Source organism: Collinsella aerofaciens (assembly GCF_032584215.1).
Lineage (GTDB): Bacteria > Actinomycetota > Coriobacteriia > Coriobacteriales > Coriobacteriaceae > Collinsella.
Genome location: NZ_JAWHPN010000136.1, coordinates 1 through 438 on the forward strand (window position 1 = coordinate 1; position 438 = coordinate 438).

Here is a 438-nt window from a genome sequence, read left to right on the forward strand (position 1 = left end):
CGTTTATGTCTATGACAAGGACAAGCAGCTCGTTGGCCACCAGACCACCGGCGCGGACGGCCATTATAAGTTTGTCTTGCCGGAGGGCACCTATACAGTAGTCATTGAGAGGCCCTTTGTAAACGAGAGCACCGGAAACATTGAGGTAAACGATGATTCGGTGATCAATGGTACAGGAGATCCTGATATCACAGTGACCGGAGACAGCTATACGATTTCTGGTTATGTAACGGACGCTGAAGGAGCTCCGATTGAGGGAGCAACGGTGTACCTCTACAACGCAGAGACCAACGAGAGAATCGACGAAACCTCCACCGACAGCACAGGTTACTACGAGTTTTCCGGGCTGCCAGAGGGCCAATACTTTGTCCGTATCGTGCCCGGCATAGGCGATACGCATTGGGACACCAACGTAGATGTAAAGCCGGGGACGGGAAC

At 52.5% G+C, this 438-nt stretch carries 1 protein-coding gene; it reads left to right on the plus strand.

The annotated features are described in order from the left end of the window. Positions 1–438, plus strand: a 438-nt coding sequence (locus RX395_RS10120) for a carboxypeptidase-like regulatory domain-containing protein (protein WP_316367390.1), incomplete at both ends; no start/stop codon positions are given.